Source organism: Anaeromyxobacter sp. Red801 (genome assembly GCF_049201065.2).
Taxonomy (GTDB): domain Bacteria; phylum Myxococcota; class Myxococcia; order Myxococcales; family Anaeromyxobacteraceae; genus Anaeromyxobacter.
On sequence record NZ_CM181236.1, the window covers coordinates 3,792,905 to 3,808,196 of the forward strand.

The following is a 15,292-nucleotide window of genomic DNA, read 5'->3' on the forward strand; positions in this document are numbered from 1 at the left end:
TCGCCCGAGACGGGGTCGATCAGCTCTCCACGAAGCTCTTGAGCCGCTTCGACCGCGACGGGTGGCGCAGCTTCCGCAGCGCCTTCGCCTCGATCTGGCGGATGCGCTCGCGCGTCACCTCGAAATCCTGGCCGACCTCCTCGAGCGTGTGATCGCTCTTCTCGCCGATGCCGAACCGCATCCGGAGCACCTTCTCCTCGCGCGGGGTCAGCGTGGCGAGCACCTTCCTGGTCTGCTCGGCCAGGTTCATGTTGATGACCGCGTCCGACGGGGAGACCAGCGACTTGTCCTCGATGAAGTCACCGAGGTGGCTGTCCTCCTCCTCGCCGATGGGCGTCTCGAGCGAGATGGGCTCCTTCGCGATCTTGAGGACCTTGCGGACCTTGTCGAGCGGGAGCTCCATCTTCTCGGCGATCTCCTCCGGCGTCGGCTCGCGCCCCAGCTCCTGCACCAGGTAGCGGCTGGTGCGGATGAGCTTGTTGATCGTCTCGATCATGTGGACCGGGATGCGGATGGTCCGCGCCTGGTCCGCGATGGCGCGGGTGATCGCCTGCCGGATCCACCAGGTGGCGTAGGTCGAGAACTTGTAGCCGCGCTTGTACTCGAACTTGTCGACCGCCTTCATCAGGCCGATGTTCCCCTCCTGGATCAGGTCGAGGAACTGCAGGCCGCGGTTCGTGTACTTCTTCGCGATCGAGACCACCAGGCGCAGGTTCGCCTCGACCAGCTCGGTCTTGGCGCGCTCCGCCTTCCGCTCGCCGTCGCCGATCATCCGGTAGGTCCGGCGCAGCTCGTCCACCGGCACCTCCGCCTCCTCCTGCACGCGCAGGATCTTGCGGCCGGCCGAGCGCAGCGTGCGGTCCAGCTCCTCCACCTCGTCCAGCGCGCAGCGGAGCTTCTTGGCGAGCTTCTTCCGCTCGACCTCGTCCTCGCGCGTCTCGCGGAGCAGCCGGCGCAGGTCCTTCACCGGCACGCCGGTGCGGCGCTCGCAGTCGAAGAACTCGCGCTCGGCCTCCTCGACGCGCTTGATGAAGCTCTTCAGGCGCAGGACGATCCGGTCGATCTGCTTCTTGTTGAGCTGGATCGCCTCGAGGTTCTCCATCATCTCCGCCTCGATGGCGCGGATCTCGCCCTTCAGCTCCTTGCGCTTCACCTCGGAGAGCTTCTTGCCGCCCTGGAGCGTCTCGCGGACCCTGGCGACGTCGCGCTCGAGCTTGCGGATCCGGTCGATGTGCTTCAGCACGTGCTCGACCTTGCGCTCCTCCTCCTTCGGGATGCGCGGCTTCTCCGGCTCGGCGCCCTCGGCCGGGGCGGCGCCGTCGCCGGCCGCGGCCTCGGCGTCCTCCGGAGCCTCGGCCGCCTCGGCGGCCTCGTCCAGCTCCTCCTCGGGCTCCTCCTGCTCGGCCTGCTGCTCGTCGCCGGCGTCCTTGATGATCTCGCGGACGCGGATCTTGCCCTTGCGGAGCCGCTCGCCCAGCTCGAGGATCTCGCGGATCGCGATCGAGGACGAGAGCACCGCGGCGAGGATCTCCTTCTCGCCCTCCTCGATGCGCTTCGCGATCTCGACCTCGCCCTCGCGCGTGAGGAGGGACACCGACCCCATCTTGCGCAGGTACATGCGCACCGGGTCGTTGGACTTGCCGTAGCCGGCGTCGTCCTCCTCCTCCTTCTCCTCCTCGGACTCCGCCTTGGCCTCGGGCTCGGGCGGCTTGTCCGGGAGCTTCATCTTCTTCTCGGCGCCGTCCACCACCTCGATGTCGTGCTCGCCGAACATCGACATGACGTCGTCGATCTGGTCCGAGCCGATGTCCGAGGGCAGCGCGTCGTTCACCTCGTCGTAGGTGAGGAAGCCCTTCTCGCGCCCGCGCGCCATGAGCTCCTTCACCTCGGACCGCTCGGTGATGTCGCTCATGTCGTCCTGCGGCAGCTCGTCGAGCTCGTCGTCGTCGTCGTCGCCCTCCTCGGCCTCGGCGCGCTCGGTCTCGGGCTCGGCCTCGTCGGTCGGGCGGCGGTGCTTGCCGGGGCGGCCCGCCGGGCGGGCGGCCTCGGCGGCCACGGCCTCGGGCGCCTTCTTGCGGGCCTTCTCGGGCTTCTCGCCGGCCTTCTCGTGCCGCTCGGCCTTCTCGACCTTCTCCGGCTTCTCGCGCTCCACCTTGGCGCGCTTGACCGGCGGCTTCGCCACCGCGCGCGCGGGCGCCTTCGGCGCGGGCTTGGCCTGGCGCTCTTCCTTGCGGCCGCCGGCCTTCGCCTTCTGCTTCGGCGCTGCCTTCTTCACGTGCTTCTTCGCGGCGTGGCCCTTCGTGGTCATCGGCTTCGGCTCCTTCGACGGCTCGGCGGCCCGGTGGTGCTCTTTCCTAACGTTTTTCGGCCGGGTGAGCCCGGCCAATGTATCCAGAATGCTTCGGAGCTTGCCTTTCATCCGGGACGTTCCAGGGAACGCAAGCGCCTCTGCAGGTCGCGACGCTGGTTGATGAGCCGCTGGGCCGTCACGTCCAGCCCGTCGGCCGCGGCGCTGCCGGCCTTGGTGACCCGCCGCAGCGCCTCGCCGTACTCCTGGTCGAGGCGCTCCAGCGTCGCCTTGACCGCCGCCTTCCGGAGCTCGCGCTCCGCCTCCTCCGGCCTCGGCCGGCCGGGCCCCACCAGCGTGCGGAACCGCCGGATGGTGGCCTCGTCCGCCCCGGCGGACAGGCGCGCCAGCGCGTCCTCGAGCGCGACCGGCCCGCGCACCAGGTCGCGGGCCAGGTCCGCCAGCGGCCCCGGTGGCAACAGCTGGGGCAGGCGCTCCTCGTCCGCCACCGCCCCCAGATCGGGGAAGGCGGCCAGCAGGGCCAGCGCATCCGCGGCCGGCCCCGGCAGCAGCACGCGCACCCGCCCGTGGGCGGACGGCCCGCCGCGCGCCGGCCCCGCGGACGGGGTGGGGCGGGATGGGGCGACGCTGGCGGGCCGCTCCGGATGACCGGCCTGGGCGGGGGCCGGGACGCCCGGCCGCCGCCGCTCCGCCGACAGCTCGGCCTTCAGCGCGCCCGGGTCGAGGTCGAGCCGGCGCGCGATCATGTCCTCGAAGACGGAACGCGCGAGGCCGTCCGGCATCATCCGCACGAACGCCTCGAGCTCGCGGACGGCGGCGAGCTTCCGCTCGAGCGCGGCCTCGCGCGGCCGGTCGCCGCACGCCCGCTCGACCGCCCGGTCCACCAGGAACTCCGAGAGGGGGACGGCGGCCGCCAGCAGCGCGTCCACCCCGGCGCGGCCGTTCGCGCGGGCGTACTCGTCGGGATCGGTCTTGCCCGCGTCGGACGGGAGCACCGCCACCTTGCCGGCCATGCCGGCCGGGAACAGCGCCTGCGCGGCCTTCGCCGGCGCGGCGAGGCCCGCCACGTCGCCGTCGAAGAGCACCGTCACCTCGCGGCAGTCGCACCGCGAGAGCAGCTCGACGTGCTCGGGGGTGAGGGCGGTGCCGCACACCGCCACCGCGCCGGTCACGCCCACCTGGTGGAGGCCGATCACGTCGAAGTAGCCCTCGACCAGCACCGCGCTGCGCGTCTTGCGGATGGTCTCGCGGGCGAGGTCGAGGCCGTAGAGCACCTTGGACTTCTTGTAGAGCGGGGTCTCGGGCGTGTTGATGTACTTCGCGCCCTGCTCGTCGCCGAGCGCGCGCCCGCCGAAGCCGATCACCTGCCCGTCCATGGCGGCGATGGGAAACATCAGGCGGTTGCGGAAGCGGTCGTAGGTGCCGCCGCCATCCCTCTCCCTCTCGATGAGCAGCCCGGCGCGCTGCAGCGCCGCGACCCCGATGCCCTTCTCCTTCAGCCGCAGCGCCAGGTCGTTCCACGCGTCGGCCGCCACCCCCAGCCGGAAGCGCCGGACCGACTCCTCCGTGACGCCGCGCCGCTCGAGGTACGCCCGCGCGGACGCGCCGAAGCGGCTGGCGAGCCGCGCCGCCCAGTAGCGCGCGGCGGCGTCGCTCGCGGCGAGGATCTCGTTGCGCTCCTTGCGCTTCGCCCTCGCCTCGGCCGAGTCCTCCTCGGCCGCCTCCGGGATCTCGACGCCGACCTCCTGCGCGAGCGCCCTCACCACCTCGGGAAACTCCTTCCCCTCGAGCCGCTGCAGGAACGTGAAGACGTCGCCGTACGCCCCGCAGCCGTAGCACTTGAAGTGCTTGTCCTCGGGGTAGACGTGAAAGCTCGGCGTCCGCTCCCCGTGGAAGATGCAGTTGCCCTTCCACGTCCTGCCCGATCGCTTCAGCTCCATGTGGCGGCCGATCACGGCCACCACGTCGACGCGCTCGCGGATCTGGTCGATGACCGCGTCGGGGATCAGGTTGCGCCTCCGCTGCCGCTCTCGGCACGCACGGCGCCCGGCCACCGCCGGGCGGGCGCGGCCGCCTCACCGCCGCCTACTTTCCGGCGAGGCGCGCCTTCACCATGTCGCTGACGGCCTTCCCCTCGGCCCGGCCCTGCACCTCGGGCAGGAGCGCCTTCATGACGGCGCCCATGTCCTTCGGCCCCTTCGCCCCGGTCGCCTGGATCGCCGCGTCCACCTTCGCGCGGAGCTCGTCCTCGGAGAGCTGGGCGGGGAGCCAGGCCTGGAGGATGCGGATCTCCGCCTCCTCCTTGTCGACCAGGTCCTGGCGGTTCCCGGCCCGGTACTGCTCGACCGAGTCGCGCCGGCGCTTGATCTCGGAGGCGATCACGCCCTGCACGCCCGCGTCGTCGAGCGGCTTCATCAGCTCGATCTCGCGGTACTTCACGGCGCTCTTCAGCATGCGGACGACGCTCAGCTTGAGCGTGTCCTTCTCGCGCATCGCGGACTTGAGATCCGCGTCGAGCCGTTCCTTGAGCGCCATGATCGGCCCCGGCTAGAAGCCCTTGCGCATCTTCTTGAGCGCGCGCTTCTTGGCGGCGAGGGCCTTCTTCTTGCGCTTCACGCTGGGCTTCTCGTAGTGCTCGCGCTTGCGGATCTCCGAGAGGATGCCCGCCTTCTCGCACTGCTTCTTGAAGCGCTTCATGGCGTTCTCGAAGGACTCGCCATCCTTGACACGCACTCCGGTCATTCGTTCCTCGGTCTCGCTGATGAGGTAGGAGCTTTTGCTCGCCCTGAAACATGAGGAGCCGGACATCGCGGATGCCCGGCTCTCCACGCGGCTGAATCGCGGCTAATAGTGGAAAACCCCGCGACTGTCAAGGGTTTCCGGTCTTGGGCGCCGGCGGCTGCAGGTGCCGCCGCTCCAGCACGCCGTAGACCTCGGTCGGGGTCACGTCGGCCGACGCGAGCAGCACGTACAGGTGGTACAGCAGATCGGCCGCCTCGTGCGCCAGGTGGTCCTTCGTGTCCTTGCCGTCGAGGAGCGCCTGGTGCGCCTCGTTCACCTCGTAGGCTTCCTCGATGATCTTCCTGCGGATCCTGGCCGGCGCGGCGAGGAGCTTCTTGGTGTAGCTCTCGGCCGGCGCGGCGTCCGCGCGGCGCGACTCGATGGTGGCCCAGAGCTTCGCGAGGAAGCGTTCGTCTGCCATGGGATCTCCTCTCTCTCCGAGAAGCAGCTGCGCGTCCCGGTGTGACACGCCGGGCCGGTCTGGCGCACGACGTAGAGCACGGCGTCTCCGTCGCAGTCCAGCGCGATCGCGCGGATCTCCTGCACGTGGCCGCTCGTGTCGCCCTTGCGCCAGATCGCGCGCCGGCTGCGGGACCAGTAGGTGGCGCGGCCGCCCTCGGCGGTGGCGACGAGCGCCTCGCGGTTGGCCCAGGCCAGCATCAGGACGGTGCCGTCCTCCTCCTGGGCGATCACCGGGACCAGGCCGCGCTCGTCGAACGCGACCCGGTCGAGCAGGCGGGCGAACGAGCGGGTGAGGCTCACGGCCGCACCTCGATCCCGCGCGCCAGCAGGAAGGCCTTCGCCTCCTGCACGGTGTGCTTGCCGTCGTGGAAGATCGACGCGGCCAGCGCCGCGTCGGCGATCTCCAGCCCCTCGGCGAGGTGCTCGAGCGTGCCGACGCCGCCCGAGGCGATCACCGGGATGGTCACGGCCGAGCAGACCTCCTCCAGCAGCTCGAGGTCGTAGCCGGCCTGCGTGCCGTCGCGGTCCATCGAGGTGAGGAGCAGCTCGCCCGCGCCGCGCGCCGCCACCTCGCGCGCCCAGGCGATGCCCTCCACGCCGGTGGGCTTCGACCCGCCCGCCACGTGGACCTCCCACTCCTGGCGCCCGGCGCCGCGGGGCCGGCGCTTCACGTCGATGGCCACCACCAGCGCCTGCGCGCCGGCGATGCGCGAGAGCCGGTCCACCAGGCCCGGCTCCTTCACCGCCGAGGAGTTCACCGAGACCTTGTCGGCGCCCGCGTGCAGCAGCGCCACGAAGTCCTCCTCGCTGCGCACGCCGCCGCCCACCGTGAGCGGGGCGAACACGCGCGCGGCGGTGCGGGTGACGAGGTCGAGCAGCGTGCCGCGGTTCTCCTGCGTCGCGGCGATGTCGAGGTAGGTGACCTCGTCGGCGCCCTGCGCGTCGTAGCGCGCGGCCGCCTCCACCGGATCGCCGGCGTCGCGCAGGTTCTGGAACTTGATCCCCTTGACCACGCGCCCGGCCTTCACGTCGAGGCAGGGGATGATGCGCTTCGCCGGCATGCGGTGCCCTTCCCTCTCCTACTCCGCCGCGGCGCGCACCGCGTCGGCGAGCGCGATCCGGCCCTCGTACAGCGCCTTGCCCACGATCACGCCGGCCAGCCCGGCCGCCCGGCAGGCGCGCACGTCGTCGAGGCTGGCCACGCCGCCGGAGGCGACCACCGGCACGCCGGCCTCGGCCTGCAGCCGCGCCGCGCCCTCGGCGTCCACCCCGGTGAACATGCCGTCGCGGCCGACGTCGGTGTACTCGACCAGCCCGACCCCGGCCTCCTTCACCCGGCGCGCCACCTCGGCGGCCCCGAGCCCGGTGCCCTCCAGCCAGCCGGCGATCTTCACCTCGCCGTTGCGCGCGTCGATGCCGCTGCGCACGCGCCCGGGGAAGCGGGCGCAGGCCTGGCGGACCAGGTCGAGCCGCTCCACCGCCGCGGTGCCGAGCACCACGTAGCGCACGCCCAGCTCGAGCACCTTCTCGATGTCCGGCAGCGAGCGCAGCCCGCCGCCCAGCTCCACCTCCGCCCCGGGCACCGCGCAGATGGCGCGGACCGCGTCGAGGTTCACCGGCCAGCCGGCCTTCGCGCCGTCGAGGTCCACCACGTGGACGAGGCTCGCGCCGTCGCGCACCAGCTCGGCGGCCTTCTCCGCCGGGTCGCGCGCGTACACGGTCTTCCTCGCGAAGTCGCCCTTCTCCAGCCGGACCACCTCGCCGCCGATGAGATCGATCGCTGGGATGACGAGCATGGCCCCCGCCTAGATGGAGACGAACCGCTCGAGCAGGGCCAGCCCCACGCGCTGGCTCTTCTCGGGGTGGAACTGCACCGCGAACAGGTTGCCGCGCTCCAGCGCCGCGCAGAAGTCGCGGCCGTGGTGCGTGAGCAGGGCCGCGCCGGGCGCGTCGGCGGGCGCGGCGTAGGAGTGCGCGTAGTAGACGTAGGCGCCGTCCATGGGCGCGAACAGCGCCGAGCCGGGCGCCACCAGCCGCACCCTCGACCAGCCGATGTGCGGCAGCTTCACGCCGCCGGGCAGGCGCGCGATGCGCCCGTCCACCAGGCCGAGCCCCCGGGCCCCGCCGCCCTCCTCGCCCTCGGCGAACAGGATCTGCAGGCCCACGCAGATGCCCAGCACCGGCGCCCCGCGCTCGACCGCCTCGAGCAGCGCGCCGGCCACGCCGCTCCGGCGCATCGCCTCGGCGCAGGCCGGCATGGAGCCCTGCCCCGGCACCACCACCCGGTCGGCGCGGCGGACCGCGTCGGGATCGCGCGTGACCACCACCGCGGCGCCCACCTCGCGCAGCGCGTTCTCCACCGAGCGCAGGTTGCCGGCGCCGTAGTCCACCAGCGCGACGGTGCCGGGCGGGCGGCTCACAGGGTGCCCTTGGTGCTGGGGAGCGCGGTCCCCTCGCGCGCGGTCGCGGCGCGGAGCGCGCGCGCGGTCGCCTTGAAGATCGCCTCCACCACGTGGTGCAGGTTGCGGCCGTAGCGGACGTTCACGTGCACGCAGATGCGCGCGTGGTTCACGAGCGCCTGCAGGAAGTCCTGCGTCAGGTCCACGTCGTAGCCGCCGATGAACTTCTTGCCGCTCGGCAGCTTCGCGTTGAAGGTGAGGTGCGGGCGGCCGGAGAGGTCCACCACCGCCTCGACCAGCGCCTCGTCGAGCGGCACCACCGCGTGCCCGTAGCGCGCCAGCCCGGCCTTGTCCTCGAGCGCCTGCCGCAGCGCCTCGCCCAGGCCGATGCCCACGTCCTCGACGGTGTGGTGCGCGTCCACCTGCAGGTCGCCCTTGGCCCGGACCGTGAGCGCCATCCCGCCGTGGCGGGAGATCTGGTCGAGCATGTGGTCGAAGAACGGGAGCCCGGTCGAGATCGACGCCTCGCCCGGCGCGAGCCGCAGCTCCACCGCGACGTCGGTCTCCTTGGTCCGCCGCGCCACCGCGCCGCGCCGCGCGGCCGCGCCCGGCCGCGGGGCCTTCGCCGCCGACCGCCGGCTCATCGCCGCGCTCCGCGGCGCGCGGGGCGCGCCTTCGGGGCCCGTGCGGCCTTCGCCGCCCCGCCGGACCGGCCGCGCCGCGCCGGGGCGCGCTTCGCCACCCGCACGTCCACCGCGCGCCAGTGCCCCTCCAGCCCCTCGGCCCGCGCCAGCGCCTCGACCGACGGCGCCAGCGCGGCGAGCGCCGCGGGCGTGAGGTCGAGCACGCTCATGCGGCGGCGGAACGTCGCCACCGAGAGCGGCGAGGCGAACCGGGCGGTGCCGGCGGTCGGGAGCACGTGGCTCGGGCCGGCCAGGTAGTCGCCCACCGCCTCCGGCGTGGAGCTGCCCACGAACACCGCGCCGGCGCGCGAGATCCGCTTCACCAGGCCGGCCGCGCCGCGCGCGTGCAGCGCCAGGTGCTCGGGCGCGAACGCGTCGGCGAGCCGCACCGCCTCGGAGAGGCCGCGCGTCACCACCACCGCGCCGCGCTCCTCGATCGACCGCCCGGCGATCTCGCGCCGCGGCAGGTCGGCGAGCTGGCGCTCCACCTCCGCCAGCGCGCCCCGCGCCAGCGCGGCCGACGGCGTCACCAGCACCGACACCGCGCGCACGTCGTGCTCCGCCTGCGCGAGCAGGTCGCTCGCCACCTCGGCCGGATCCGCCGCGGCGTCCGCGAGCACCAGGATCTCGCTCGGCCCGGCGATCATGTCGATGTCCACGCGCCCGAACACCAGCCGCTTCGCGGCGGCCACGTACGCGTTGCCCGGCCCGCAGATCTTGTCCACCGCCGGCACCGTGGCGGTGCCGTAGGCGAGCGCCGCCACCGCCTGCGCGCCGCCCACCTTGAACAGCCGGGCCACCCCGGCCACGTGGCAGGCGGCGAGCGTCCAGCGGTCCATCTCGCCGGTGCCCTTCACGCCGGGTGACGTGACCACGATCTCGCGCACGCCGGCGACGCGGGCCGGCACGGCGGTCATCAGCACGGAGGAGGGATAGCGGGCGGTCCCCCCCGGGACGTAGAGGCCGACGCGCTCCAGCGGCCGGACCACCTGAGACAGGGTCGCGCCCACGCCGTCGCGGCGCGCCGGCACCCGGGCGTCGGACTCGCGCCGGTGGAAGTCGGCGATGCGCCGGGCGGCGAGCGAGAGCGCACGACGCGCCGCGGCGGGGAGGCCGCGGTAGGCGGCGGCGAAGTCGGCGGGGCCGAGCGCCAGGCCGGCGGCCGAGCCCGGATCCCAGGCGTCGTGGCGGCGGGTGTGCTCGAGCAGCGCCAGGTCGCCGCGGGCGCGGACGTCGGCGACGATGGCGGCGGCGGCCTCGCGCACCGGCGCCTCGTCCTCGTCCGACCCGCGGGCGCAGACGCGGGCCCACGCTTCGGGGAAGGCAGGATCGCGGGAATCGAGCTTCAGCACGGCGGAACTCCTCGGGGAACCCGTTGATATAGACGAAAAGCCCCTCGATGGCGAGGGTCGCGCCTGCCCCGGTCGGCCGCGACCTGCGGCGCACGCCGCGGGACGCAGCGTCCGCATTGGCGCACGCGCTGTACGGGATTCCCCGGATAGCGAAGATCGACGGATGGAATAGGCTTCGGTCTCGCAATTCGCGCGAAGCCTGGGGGGCCGCGGACGATGAAAACCCTGCACGCGGGAGATCTCTCTCCCCGTGAAGTCGCTCCACCCGGTTCCATGCCTCCGCCGCCCGAGCGGCCGGAGATCTCCGTCCTCGCGGCCGCCGCGCTCGACGCGGCGCTCGAGGCCATCCCCGCGCCCGCGGTGGTGGTCCGCGCGCCCGCCTCGATCCTGCTCGCGAACGCGCGCGCCCGGACGCTCCTCGCCACCGACCGCGAGCGCGTGATGGAGGTGCTCCGCGCGCCCCCAGCCGCCGACGCGCGCACGCCGGCCCGCTTCGCCGTCGAGGGCCACCCCGGCCACGCGCTGGTGGTGCTGCCGGACCTGGACGGCGACGCGCGCCACCGCGTGCAGGTGATCTCGCGGCGCTGGGGGCTCACGCCGCGGCAGGCCGCGGTGCTGGCCCGCGTGGCGCAGGGCGACACCAACCGCACGGTGGCCGCCCGGCTCGGCTGCTCGGAGAAGACCATCGAGCTGCACGTGTCGGCGCTGCTCGCGAAGACCCGGTGCACCAGCCGCTCGCACCTGGTGGCGACGTTCTGGACCGACCCCTGCGACGCCGCGCGGGCCGGGGCCGCGCTGCGCTGACGCCGCCTCCGCACCGTCCGCCCGGCCTGCTACAGTCCGCCGCGCATGAACGTGCGCACCGACCTGTGGCTGCAGAACCTGCTCGACGAGCGCGACGGCGCCGCCCTGTACGAGGGGCTGGCGCGGCACGAGAAGGACCCCGCCCGCGCGGCGAGCTTCCGCGAGCTGGCCGAGGCGGAGCGGCGCCACGCGCAGGTCTGGGAGCGCAAGCTCCTCAAGGAAGGCGTGGCGGTCCCGCCGGACCGGCCCAGCTCGCGCATCCGCGCGCTGGTGTGGCTGGCGCGGCGGCTCGGCAGCGCCGCGGTGCTGCCCATGGTCCTCGAGACCGAGGCCGGCGACGCCGACAAGTACGACCGGCAGGGCGGCGAGGCGACCGAGATCGCCGCGGAGGAGCGCGCGCACCGGCAGGTGCTGGCCGGCATGCACGGGCCGGACGCGCCCGAGGGCGCGCGGGCGCTCATCGGGGACCGCGAGCGGTGGCACCGCGGCGGCGGGCGGGCCGGGTCGATCCGCGCGGCGATCTTCGGGATGAACGACGGGCTGGTCTCGAACCTCTCGCTCATCCTCGGCGTGGCGGGGGCGGGCGTGGCGCCCGGCACCGTGCTCGTCACCGGCTTCGCCGGGCTGCTCGCGGGCGCGTTCTCCATGGCGGCCGGCGAGTACACCTCGGTGGCGAGCCAGCGCGACCTGCTCGCGCGGCAGATCGCGCTCGAGAAGCGCGAGATCGAGGAGGCGCCGGAGGAGGAGGCCGCCGAGCTGGCGCTCATCTTCAAGCAGAAGGGGCTCTCCACCGAGCAGGCGAGCCGGACCGCCGCCGAGATCCTCAAGAACCCGGCGAGCGCGCTCGACACGCTGGTGCGCGAGGAGCTGGGGCTCGACCCGGAGGACCTGGGCTCGCCCATGGGCGCGGCGCTGTCGTCCTTCGCGATGTTCTCGGTGGGCGCGCTCGTGCCCATCGTGCCGTTCCTGGTGACCTCCGGCACGCCGGCGGTGATCTCGAGCGCGATCCTGGCGGGCGCGATCCTGGCCGGCGTGGGCGGGGCGGTCGGGTTCCTGTCCGGCACGAGCGTGTGGCGGTCGGCGCTCCGGATGGCCGGGCTCGCCGCGCTCGCCGCCGGGGTCACCTACGCCGTGGGCCGGCTGTTCGGGGCGACGATCACCTGAGCCCGGCCGCGCCGCGCGCTCACTCTCCGAGGTCGCCCTCGTCCGCGCCGGCGAGCCGCGCAGGCGCCTCCTCGGTGTCCGCCTCGCGGCCGCGCCCGGGCGCCTCGGCCGGCGGGCGCGTGCCCCGGCGGCGCGCGTAGTAGCGCGTCACCGAGGGCAGCGAGAAGCGGTTCATGGTCACGCTGTGCGTGGCGATGGCGTTCAGCCGGTCGATGTCGATGAACCACTCCGGCAGGTAGACCGGGCCGACGCAGATCCCCTCCTCCACGAGGTCCCGCACCAGCTCGGCGTCGTCCACGCTCATCTTCCCCGCCAGGAACGCCCGCACCAGCTCCACGTCGCGCTGCTCCAGCGCCGCGCGCAGGAAGTTGAACGTGCGGCAGTAGCCGCGCTGGTAGGCCGCGTCCTTCGTGAACGGCGCGCCGCCCTCCAGCAGCCCGCCGCGGAACACCCGCTCGCTCATGAGCGCCGCCTTCTCCGGCGGGAAGCGCGCGAGCAGGTACCGGTACACCTCGAGGAAGTCGGCGCCGCGCGCGGCCATGTCGATGGCGATGGTCCGCTCGCCCAGCTCGATGTAGCGCTCGTCGGTGATGTGGCCGGTGAGGAACTCGGCCACGATGCCGCCGCCCTCCTGCGACTCGGTGTGGCGGGGCAGCCCCACGCCCAGCACCGGCAGGTGCGGCTGCCGGTAGCCGTTCAGCGAGGTGAGCACGTGCCACAGCCCCTCGTGGTGGGCGAGCGCGCGCACCTGGCGATCGGAGAAGCGCGCGCCCTTGCGGAGCGTGATGCTGGTGCCGCCCGCGGCGGCGTTGGCGGTGAGCCGCGTGCGGACCGCGACCTTCACGTGCCCGCCCAGCAGCGGGTTGCAGATGTCCGCCACGCGGGCCGCCGCCTGCTCCGCGTCGTAGACCAGCTCCTCGTCGCGCGCGCGCGGGCGCGAGGCCCACATGCGCGCGATGGCGAGGTTGTCCACGTTGTGGTCGGGGAAGCGATCGCGCGGGTCGCCGTAGATGCGGCGGGAGAGCTCGTAGAAGCGCTTCGTCCCGCGCGCGGCGAGGAGCCGGGCGAGCGCGATGAACTCGTCGCACTTGCGGCGGAGCAGGTCCTCCACCGGGTTCTTCCCGCGCACCTGCCGCCGGATGGCGCGCAGCTCCTTGATCTTCTTCTCCGGCTCGAAGCCGAGCGGCGGGTACTCCGGCTTCGGCAGCTCGCGCGCGCCGCCCCGGAAGAAGCGCTCGTGCACCGCGGGGTCCCAGTTGATGGACCGCAGCACGCGGATGGGCCGCTGCGCGCGCAGGATCTCATCGCTGACGCGGCGGAACACGTCGGGCGGCACGCGCGGACGTTACCACGGTCCGCCGCCCGCCCGCCCCGGTCGCGCGCCGGCCGGTGGCGCTCGCCCGCGGCCCGCGCCGGCGGGCGCTTTCGCCGCGGCACGGCCGTTGCTGTCGGTCGCGCCGAGGAGGACGCACGCCATGAACCGAATCGAGTCGATCCACGTCGCCCCCACCAGCACCCAGCGCGCGCTGCCCGGGCGCTTCGACAGCGCCCTGCGCGGCGCCGCCGAGGGGCTGGTCCGCGGGGTGGCCGCCACCGTCGAGCTCGCCGCCCCGATCATCCCGGGCGGCACCATCCTGTCCGCCGCCATCCGCTCCGGCGCCGCGGCCGCCGGCGGCTCGCCGCTCGCCGGGTCCCCGCTGGCCGGCGGGCTCACCGGATCGCCCGGCGGCGGCACCGCGGGTGGGGACGTCCTCGACGCCACCCGCACGCTGCAGCGCGAGGCCCAGACCTTCAACCTCCAGTACCTCCAGCTGCAGGAGCACATGCAGCGGGAGAGCCGCGAGTTCACCGCGGTGTCGAACGTGATGAAGGTCCGGCACGACAGCGCCCGGGCCGCCATCCAGAACATCCACTAGCGAGCGCCCCATGCCCGTCGTCCCGGTGGGCGCGGCCGCCCCGGCCCTTCCGGCCGCCGCGGTCGCGCCGCAGCAGAGCTTCGCGAAGACGCTCGAGGCGCGCGCCGGCCCCGCCCCGGCCGCGCCGCCCGCGCCCGAGGCGCCGCGCCCGACCGCCGGCGCCGCCGCGCTCGCCGCGGTCGAGCGCGCCCAGGCCCGGCTCGACGCCGTCCTCGCCGCCGCCCGCTCCGGCCGCACCTTCACCGCCCAGGAGCTGCTCGGGCTCCAGGCCGAGGCCTACCGGACGGTCCAGACCGTGGACCTCGCCGCCAAGCTGGTCGAGCAGGGCGCCCAGGCCGTGAAGCAGGCGCTCAACACGCAGCTCTAGAGGACCCGCCATGCGCCTCGCCTCCCTCGCGCTCCCGCTCGCCCTCGCCCTCGCCGGCTGCTCCGGCGAGGCGCTCCTGCACGGCCTCGACGAGCCGCAGGCGAACGACGTCCTCGTCGCGCTCGACGAGGGCGGCATCGCCGCGGAGAAGGCGCGCGAGGACGGCGCCGACGGCGGCTGGGAGGTCCGGGTCGCCGCGGCGGACGCCTCGCGCGCCCGGCGGGTGCTGGCCGAGCGCGAACTCCCCCGGCAGCGCCCGGCCGGCTTCGACGCCGTGCTCGCGAAGGGCTCGATGGTCCCGACCGCCACCGAGGAGCACGCGATGTACCTCCACGCGCTCTCCGGCGAGCTCGCGCGCAGCATCGAGGCCATCGACGGGGTGGTGGGCGCGCGCGTGCACCTCGGCCTCCCGCAGGCGGATCCGTTCCGGCCCGGCGAGCGGCCCGCGCCCCGGGCCGCGGTGCTGGTGCGGTGCCGCGCGGCGGCGTGCGCCGCGGTGCGGGCGCTCGAGCCCGGGCTCCGGGCGCTGGTGGCCGGGGCCGCGGACGGGCTCGACGCCGCGGCGGTGTCGGTGGTGTTCGCCGAGGCGCCGCAGGCGAGCGCGCCGCCGCCCGCCCCGCGCCGCGGCCGCTCGCCGGTGCTGCTCGCGCTCGCGGCGGCCGCCGGCGCGGCGGCGATCGCGGTGGGCGGCGGCGCGGGCTGGCGCCGGCGCCGGGGGAAGCCGTCGTGACCGCCGCCGACCGGCGCCTCGCCGCCGCCGCGGCCGCGCTCGCGCCCGCGCGTGCGCAGGCCCTCCTCGCGCGGGGACCGTCTCCCGCCGCCGCGGAGGAGGCCGCCCGCCTCGCCCGGCTCCCGGGCCGCGCGCGCCTGGAGGCGCTCGCGGCGGCCGTCGAGCCCGCGCCGGCGGAGCGGCGCGCCCGGGCCGAGGCGGCGGCCGCCGCCGAGCGACCGCAGGTGGCCCGGCTGCTGGCCCATCTCGCCCTGGGCGGGGCTCCGCCGGGGGGCGTGGCCGGGGTCCTGGTGCGCCTGTGCCGGGAGCGGCTCTCCGGCTGACCG

At 74.6% G+C, this 15,292-nt stretch carries 17 protein-coding genes and 1 pseudogene; 6 read left to right on the plus strand and 12 right to left on the minus strand.

Annotated elements, in window-relative coordinates; genetic code table 11:
* Positions 1–19: 19 nt before the first annotated feature.
* The 11 genes and pseudogenes from rpoD to hisD all read right to left on the minus strand — a co-directional run bounded on the left by rpoD (position 20) and on the right by hisD (position 9,985).
* A complete protein-coding gene (gene rpoD / locus ACOQFB_RS17460; protein ID WP_421608936.1) occupies positions 20–2,419 on the minus strand; it encodes an RNA polymerase sigma factor RpoD in 2,400 nt (799 codons plus the stop codon).
* Positions 2,416–4,362: a DNA primase gene (dnaG, locus tag ACOQFB_RS17465; RefSeq protein WP_059438496.1), complete on the minus strand. Its 1,947-nt coding sequence runs from the start codon at positions 4,360–4,362 to the stop codon at positions 2,416–2,418. Before dnaG ends, rpoD begins: the two co-directional genes overlap by 4 nt.
* Before the next feature lie 31 nt (positions 4,363–4,393).
* Positions 4,394–4,843 (minus strand): GatB/YqeY domain-containing protein, encoded by a 450-nt coding sequence (locus ACOQFB_RS17470; RefSeq protein WP_059438495.1) that lies wholly within the window; start codon positions 4,841–4,843, stop codon positions 4,394–4,396.
* Between the two features lie 12 nt (positions 4,844–4,855).
* Entirely contained in the window at positions 4,856–5,050 is a 195-nt protein-coding gene (rpsU, locus tag ACOQFB_RS17475) for a 30S ribosomal protein S21 (RefSeq protein WP_012524821.1), read from the minus strand.
* A 127-nt stretch (positions 5,051–5,177) separates the two neighbouring features.
* Positions 5,178–5,510, minus strand: a complete 333-nt coding sequence (gene hisE / locus ACOQFB_RS17480) for a phosphoribosyl-ATP diphosphatase (RefSeq protein ID WP_012524820.1) — start codon at positions 5,508–5,510, stop codon at positions 5,178–5,180.
* A 50-nt stretch (positions 5,511–5,560) separates the two neighbouring features.
* A pseudogene (locus ACOQFB_RS17485) lies at positions 5,561–5,851 on the minus strand (phosphoribosyl-AMP cyclohydrolase); the annotation flags it as partial.
* Positions 5,848–6,612 carry an imidazole glycerol phosphate synthase subunit HisF gene (gene hisF / locus ACOQFB_RS17490; protein ID WP_059438494.1) on the minus strand — a complete coding sequence of 255 codons (765 nt, stop codon included), beginning with the start codon at positions 6,610–6,612 and terminating at the stop codon, positions 5,848–5,850. The pseudogene ACOQFB_RS17485 and the gene hisF, both read right to left, overlap by 4 nt.
* 18 nt (positions 6,613–6,630) lie before the next feature.
* Positions 6,631–7,347, minus strand: coding sequence for a 1-(5-phosphoribosyl)-5-[(5-phosphoribosylamino)methylideneamino]imidazole-4-carboxamide isomerase (hisA, locus tag ACOQFB_RS17495; RefSeq protein ID WP_059438493.1), 717 nt, complete (start codon positions 7,345–7,347; stop codon positions 6,631–6,633).
* A gap of 9 nt (positions 7,348–7,356) precedes the next feature.
* Positions 7,357–7,971 (minus strand): imidazole glycerol phosphate synthase subunit HisH, encoded by a 615-nt coding sequence (gene hisH, locus ACOQFB_RS17500; RefSeq protein ID WP_059438492.1) that lies wholly within the window; start codon positions 7,969–7,971, stop codon positions 7,357–7,359.
* Positions 7,968–8,594, minus strand: coding sequence for an imidazoleglycerol-phosphate dehydratase HisB (gene hisB / locus ACOQFB_RS17505; protein WP_421608937.1), 627 nt, complete (start codon positions 8,592–8,594; stop codon positions 7,968–7,970). Before hisB ends, hisH begins: the two co-directional genes overlap by 4 nt.
* Positions 8,591–9,985, minus strand: a complete 1,395-nt coding sequence (gene hisD, locus ACOQFB_RS17510) for a histidinol dehydrogenase (protein ID WP_421608938.1) — start codon at positions 9,983–9,985, stop codon at positions 8,591–8,593. Before hisD ends, hisB begins: the two co-directional genes overlap by 4 nt.
* A 273-nt stretch (positions 9,986–10,258) precedes the next feature.
* Between hisD and ACOQFB_RS17515 the strand changes: the two genes are divergently transcribed.
* Together ACOQFB_RS17515 and ACOQFB_RS17520 are read left to right on the plus strand one after the other, a co-directional pair.
* Positions 10,259–10,789 carry a response regulator transcription factor gene (locus ACOQFB_RS17515; protein ID WP_059439422.1) on the plus strand — a complete coding sequence of 177 codons (531 nt, stop codon included), beginning with the start codon at positions 10,259–10,261 and terminating at the stop codon, positions 10,787–10,789.
* Between the two features lie 45 nt (positions 10,790–10,834).
* A complete protein-coding gene (locus ACOQFB_RS17520; protein ID WP_059439421.1) occupies positions 10,835–11,953 on the plus strand; it encodes a VIT1/CCC1 transporter family protein in 1,119 nt (372 codons plus the stop codon).
* A 19-nt stretch (positions 11,954–11,972) separates the two neighbouring features.
* On the opposite strand, the gene ACOQFB_RS17525 is transcribed toward ACOQFB_RS17520, so the two are convergent.
* A complete protein-coding gene (locus ACOQFB_RS17525) occupies positions 11,973–13,289 on the minus strand; it encodes a peptidase MATCAP family protein (RefSeq protein WP_059439420.1) in 1,317 nt (438 codons plus the stop codon).
* Positions 13,290–13,428: 139 nt separating this feature from the next.
* On the opposite strand from ACOQFB_RS17525, the gene ACOQFB_RS17530 reads away from it, so the two are divergent.
* Genes ACOQFB_RS17530 through ACOQFB_RS17545 form a run of 4 tightly spaced genes read left to right on the plus strand, consistent with a single transcriptional unit; the run spans position 13,429 to position 15,289 of the window.
* Complete coding sequence (locus ACOQFB_RS17530) at positions 13,429–13,869, plus strand: hypothetical protein (RefSeq protein WP_421608939.1); 441 nt, start codon at positions 13,429–13,431, stop codon at positions 13,867–13,869.
* Positions 13,870–13,879: 10 nt separating this feature from the next.
* Positions 13,880–14,236, plus strand: coding sequence for a hypothetical protein (locus ACOQFB_RS17535; RefSeq protein WP_421608940.1), 357 nt, complete (start codon positions 13,880–13,882; stop codon positions 14,234–14,236).
* Between the two features lie 10 nt (positions 14,237–14,246).
* Positions 14,247–14,966, plus strand: a complete 720-nt coding sequence (locus tag ACOQFB_RS17540) for a secretion protein (protein WP_421608941.1) — start codon at positions 14,247–14,249, stop codon at positions 14,964–14,966.
* Entirely contained in the window at positions 14,963–15,289 is a 327-nt protein-coding gene (locus ACOQFB_RS17545; RefSeq protein ID WP_421608942.1) for a hypothetical protein, read from the plus strand. The genes ACOQFB_RS17540 and ACOQFB_RS17545 overlap by 4 nt, the downstream gene beginning before the upstream one ends.
* The last annotated feature ends 3 nt before the right edge of the window (positions 15,290–15,292 follow it).

What these genes read in the sequence shown, in the direction of transcription:
- hisA (WP_059438493.1), bottom strand. Translation starts at nt 7,347, where the DNA reads ATGCTCGTCATCCCAGCGATCGATCTCATCGGCGGCGAGGTGGTCCGG.
- rpsU (WP_012524821.1), bottom strand. Translation starts at nt 5,050, where the DNA reads ATGACCGGAGTGCGTGTCAAGGATGGCGAGTCCTTCGAGAACGCCATG.
- hisE (WP_012524820.1), bottom strand. Translation starts at nt 5,510, where the DNA reads ATGGCAGACGAACGCTTCCTCGCGAAGCTCTGGGCCACCATCGAGTCG.
- ACOQFB_RS17520 (WP_059439421.1), top strand. Translation starts at nt 10,835, where the DNA reads ATGAACGTGCGCACCGACCTGTGGCTGCAGAACCTGCTCGACGAGCGC.
- ACOQFB_RS17530 (WP_421608939.1), top strand. Translation starts at nt 13,429, where the DNA reads ATGAACCGAATCGAGTCGATCCACGTCGCCCCCACCAGCACCCAGCGC.
- hisF (WP_059438494.1), bottom strand. Translation starts at nt 6,612, where the DNA reads ATGCCGGCGAAGCGCATCATCCCCTGCCTCGACGTGAAGGCCGGGCGC.
- ACOQFB_RS17470 (WP_059438495.1), bottom strand. Translation starts at nt 4,843, where the DNA reads ATGGCGCTCAAGGAACGGCTCGACGCGGATCTCAAGTCCGCGATGCGC.
- ACOQFB_RS17515 (WP_059439422.1), top strand. Translation starts at nt 10,259, where the DNA reads ATGCCTCCGCCGCCCGAGCGGCCGGAGATCTCCGTCCTCGCGGCCGCC.
- rpoD (WP_421608936.1), bottom strand. Translation starts at nt 2,419, where the DNA reads ATGAAAGGCAAGCTCCGAAGCATTCTGGATACATTGGCCGGGCTCACC.
- ACOQFB_RS17540 (WP_421608941.1), top strand. Translation starts at nt 14,247, where the DNA reads ATGCGCCTCGCCTCCCTCGCGCTCCCGCTCGCCCTCGCCCTCGCCGGC.
- ACOQFB_RS17535 (WP_421608940.1), top strand. Translation starts at nt 13,880, where the DNA reads ATGCCCGTCGTCCCGGTGGGCGCGGCCGCCCCGGCCCTTCCGGCCGCC.
- hisB (WP_421608937.1), bottom strand. Translation starts at nt 8,594, where the DNA reads ATGAGCCGGCGGTCGGCGGCGAAGGCCCCGCGGCCGGGCGCGGCCGCG.